This is a genomic window from Acinetobacter sp. AKBS16, from assembly GCF_002899995.1.
Taxonomy (GTDB): Bacteria; Pseudomonadota; Gammaproteobacteria; order Pseudomonadales; family Moraxellaceae; genus Acinetobacter; species Acinetobacter baumannii.
Window position 1 is genome coordinate 41,158 of the sequence record NZ_POYH01000067.1, and the last position, 4,292, is coordinate 45,449.

The 4,292-nt window shown below is 39.4% G+C and carries 5 protein-coding genes; 1 reads left to right on the plus strand and 4 read right to left on the minus strand.

What is annotated here, in order from left to right; all coding sequences use genetic code 11:
* From C1642_RS19265 to C1642_RS12245, 3 genes are all read right to left on the minus strand, one after another.
* Positions 1-1,015, minus strand: a 1,015-nt coding sequence (locus C1642_RS19265; protein ID WP_032027458.1) for an FAD-dependent oxidoreductase, incomplete at its 3' end; no start/stop codon positions are given.
* Between the two features lie 174 nt (positions 1,016-1,189).
* Entirely contained in the window at positions 1,190-1,711 is a 522-nt protein-coding gene (locus C1642_RS12240; protein ID WP_000501457.1) for a chromate transporter, read from the minus strand.
* Positions 1,711-2,271 (minus strand): chromate transporter, encoded by a 561-nt coding sequence (locus tag C1642_RS12245; RefSeq protein ID WP_103236387.1) that lies wholly within the window; start codon positions 2,269-2,271, stop codon positions 1,711-1,713. Before C1642_RS12245 ends, C1642_RS12240 begins: the two co-directional genes overlap by 1 nt.
* A 101-nt stretch (positions 2,272-2,372) precedes the next feature.
* Here C1642_RS12245 and C1642_RS12250 point away from each other — a divergent pair, with 101 nt between their 5' ends.
* A complete protein-coding gene (locus C1642_RS12250) occupies positions 2,373-3,275 on the plus strand; it encodes a LysR family transcriptional regulator (protein WP_000886383.1) in 903 nt (300 codons plus the stop codon).
* Positions 3,276-3,365: 90 nt separating this feature from the next.
* Here the strand turns inward: C1642_RS12250 and arsB are convergent.
* A partial coding sequence (gene arsB / locus C1642_RS12255; RefSeq protein ID WP_228153857.1) for an ACR3 family arsenite efflux transporter occupies positions 3,366-4,292 on the minus strand: 927 nt, incomplete at its 5' end.

The following is a 4,292-nucleotide window of genomic DNA, read 5'->3' on the forward strand; positions in this document are numbered from 1 at the left end:
TACGGTATTCAGCTTCACCCGGTACATTCATTTCTCTCCAACGTGCACCTGTTGAAAGGATCACAGTTTTCGATTCAAGTTTTGCACCGTTTTCAAGTTCAACTTCAACCAAGCCATTTGCTGTTTGATCTGCACCAGTGATTTTGCTGACACGTTGCAGGTTCATGATATCGACATCGTATTCACGAACATGTGCTTCCATCTCGGCAGCAAACTTAGGACCTTGAGTCTTTTGCACAGAAGTGAAGTTTTCAATGTCCATGGTGTCCATGACCTGACCACCAAAGCGTTCAGCCACGATACCTGTGTTAATGCCTTTACGTGCCGCATAGATTGCAGCTGTTGCACCCGCAGGTCCACCACCAATCACCAATACATCAAACGCATCTTTGGCATTGAGTGCTGCTGCGTCTTTTTCAGCCGAGTTGGTATCAAGTTTTGCCACAATCTCTTCAAGCGTCATACGACCTTGACCAATGTGTTCATTGTCCTGGAATACCATCGGTACAGCCATGATTTTGCGTTGTTCCACTTCGTCTTGGAAGAATGCACCATCAATCATGGTTGCCGTGGTGTTCGGGTTATAAATGGCTATCAGGTTAAGTGCCTGTACCACGTCCGGACAGTTATGACAGCTTAATGATACAAATACATCAAAGTTAGCTTTGAGGTTTAAGCCTTTAATCTGATTTAAAACTTCATCCGACACTTTAGGTGCATAGCCAGACACTTGTAACAGCGCCAAGATCAAAGACGTAAACTCATGGCCCATTGGTAAGCCTGCAAAGAATACACGAGGCTGTTCACCTGCTTTAGCCACACCAAAGCTTGGACGACGTGTATTGTTACCGTCAAAACGGGCTGTTACCTTGTCAGAAAGCTCAGCGATTTCAGTTACTAATTCTTTAATTTGAGCAGCTTTATCTGATTCATCTAAAGCAGCAACTAATTCGATTGGACTTTCTAAACGTTCTAGGTAAGCTTTTAATTGAGTTTTAATGTTTTGATCTAACATCTGTTTTTACTCCAATGCATCCAAATTCTTTCAATAGATGCATAGTACGTTAAAACAATGAATAGGTAAAACAGTATGTTTTTATATATTTGATCGGTTTTTTAGATTTTATTATTTCTTCAATAAAAAAGCCAACCTGAACTCATCCCAGCGCAGGTCGGCAAACTGGTTAAACTAGAGTAAGACCACACCAAATACAGCCCCAGCAATCAAAACATGCAATGGATGAACTTTTTTAATTAAAGATAATAAAGTTGCAATGACTACCATAATGATAAGTAAAGTATTTATTGCCGCTGCTTCAGAAATAATCCATGCACTGGCAAGCACAGTCCCCACAGTGACAGGTTGTAAAGCAAGCTGTAAAACACGGCGCCATTTCTTATCTTTGAATTTTGACCAGCCTCTCATCACAAATACAGTAATAAGAGATGACGGTAAAAATTTAGCAGTAGACGTCACCAATAGACCAGACAACCCTGCTACATGCCACCCTACCAAAGGTACAATCATCATATTTGGACCAGGTGCAGCTTGTGCCATGGCAAACAACGCACTAAATTCTTGCGCCGTCATCCAATGGTGAATATCAACCACTTGGCGTTGCATTTCGGGCAAAATTGTATTCCCGCCACCAAATGCAATAAGGGACAACTGAGTAAAAATGATTGCTAAAGTAAGTAGTACGGCACCCATTACACACGTCTCCAAATGATGGCTGAATAAAACGCAAGTAAAATCAGCATAGTCAAAAGTAAAGGAATTTTTAGAAAAGCAATGCTGAAAATTGCCGCTACCACAACACAGATTGCTAATGGATTACGTAATAAAGGCTTAAGCATTTTCAGACCTGTGGCAACCAGAAGCCCTGCTGCTGCTGCACCTAAACCTTCAAAAAGGTGCTTAACCATTAAGTTGTCTTGGAACTGCTCATAGACATAATGTAAAAGTACAACAATTACGGTAGGTGCGAAGATTAAACCAATGAGTGAGCTCACTGCTCCACGGACACCGCGAAACTCCATGCCAATCGCAACCGATAAATTAATAATATTGCCGCCCGGTAAAAATTGGCACAGACCAAGTAACTCAGTGAATTTTTCAGGGCTTAACCAATGCCTTTGCTCTACAATAACTTTACGGGCTAAAGGCAGCACACCACCAAATCCAATTAAACCTAATGTTAAAAAACCTAAAAATAACTCTGTGCAAGTAGGAACAGTATCCTTCTGCACGGCAATCTCAACATGGTTCATTTTCGTTACTTTTCACTTTATCCGACCAAGATAGAATGATACTTTTATGATATATCTACAAATGCTTTTATTTTCATTAACCATACCCTAAAGGTATTCCTATGCTCGATTTATATAAGCTTCATGCCTTTGTAGTGGTGGTTGAAGAAAGAAATATTACTCACGCGGCAAACCGTTTGTTTATTCAACAGCCACCTTTAACGCGTTTACTTAAAAAACTTGAACAAGAACTCGGTACACAGTTACTTATTCGTCAACCGCGCGGGATTGAACCGACAGAAGCAGGTTTAGCATTATTTAAAGAAGCACAACTTTTATTAGAACATGCCCGCCATATTCCTCAATTGGTCCAAGATGTTAGCCAAGGTAAAACTGGACAACTCAATATTGGCTTTACAAGTTCCGCAGGTTTGCATCCGCTCATTTCACTCGTATTACGTTCATATCGGGAAATGTACCCTGCTGTGCAAACCAAACTTGAAGAAGCAGGCAGTCAAAAGCAACTGGACTGGTTAATTTCAGAAAAACTTGATATTGCTTTTTTAAGAGCGCCGATTAGCCGAGATATTGGTTTAAAGCATCTTCATATATTAGACGAGCCAATGGTGGTGGCCTTACCTATCGGCCATCCACTTACACAGAAGAAAAAAATTAGTTTAAGTAACTTGTCAGAGGAAAATTTTGTTTTATACCGTCGCTCTTCAGGGCAAGGCTTATATGACAATATTTTATATAGCTGCTATCAGGCAGGTTTTAGTCCGCGTATTATTCAAGAAGCGCCGCGCCCTACTGCGACCCTCAATTTAGTGGCTGCTGGTATTGGAATTAGTATTGTGCCCGCTTCAATGCATAACTTTTGGGACCATGAAATTGTCTATCGCGAGTTTGATGATTCGATAAAACTAAATGCGCCTATTTACTTAATTACACGAGAAAATGAAAACTCAGCTAAAGTGTCAAACTTCATTGAACTCATGCAAAAACTATTACCTACAATGACCTAAGTGTAAAAGCTAGGTAATAAAAAATGCCTATATAAAGGCACTTTTTAAAGTCATTTTTAGCAAAAAATAGTTCAAATAAATTTTACGATTTTAAGAGTAATACTTTTTCTTTAACCAAAGCGAAACGGTGACGAGTGAAATTAAAACGGGGACTTCAACCAATGGTCCAATCACTGTGGTAAATGCTACAGGTGATGCTAAACCAAAAGTTGCAATAGCTACAGCTAAAGCCAACTCAAAGTTATTACCTGCCGCGGTAAATGAAATTGCCGCTGTACGTGGGTAATTATTCCCCATCCGTTTACTCATAAAGAAGCTAATAAAGAACATCACGACAAAGTAAATGGTAAGTGGAATCGCAATACGTAATACATCTAAAGGTAAACTCACCACATCGCCACCTTTTAGACTAAACATAGCAACAATGGTAAAGAGTAATGCGATTAAACTTAATGGACTAATTTTTGGTAAAAATTTAGTCTGATACCATTCCAACCCTTTCGACTTGACTAAAATCAAACGCGTCAAGAAACCCATTAAGAATGGAATACCTAAGTACACCAAAACAGCATGTGTGATGGTCCAGAAATTGACATCAATCACTTGTCCTGCCACACCAAAATATGGCGGCAAGAAAGTTAAGAACAACCATGCATAGGTACTAAAAAATAAAATCTGAAAAATACTGTTAAAGGCGACCAAAGCTGCAACATATTGGTTATCACCACAAGCTAAGCCATTCCAGACCAATACCATTGCAATACAACGTGCCAAGCCTATCAAAATAAGGCCCGTCATATACTCCGGATAGTTATGCAAAAAAACAATTGCAAGGATAAACATTAAAACTGGAGCAATAATCCAGTTTTGTACCAGCGATAAAGTTAAGGTTTTCTTATCCTTAAATACTTCTGGTAAAGCCGCATAGTCCACTTTTGCCAATGGCGGATACATCATTAAAATCAAACCGATTGCGATTGGAATATTAACGTTATCTACACTTAACTCATTTAAAGA

What these genes read in the sequence shown, in the direction of transcription:
- C1642_RS12240 (WP_000501457.1), bottom strand. Translation starts at nt 1,711, where the DNA reads ATGGGTGCCGTACTACTTACTTTAGCAATCATTTTTACTCAGTTGTCC.
- C1642_RS12245 (WP_103236387.1), bottom strand. Translation starts at nt 2,271, where the DNA reads ATGAACCATGTTGAGATTGCCGTGCAGAAGGATACTGTTCCTACTTGC.
- C1642_RS12250 (WP_000886383.1), top strand. Translation starts at nt 2,373, where the DNA reads ATGCTCGATTTATATAAGCTTCATGCCTTTGTAGTGGTGGTTGAAGAA.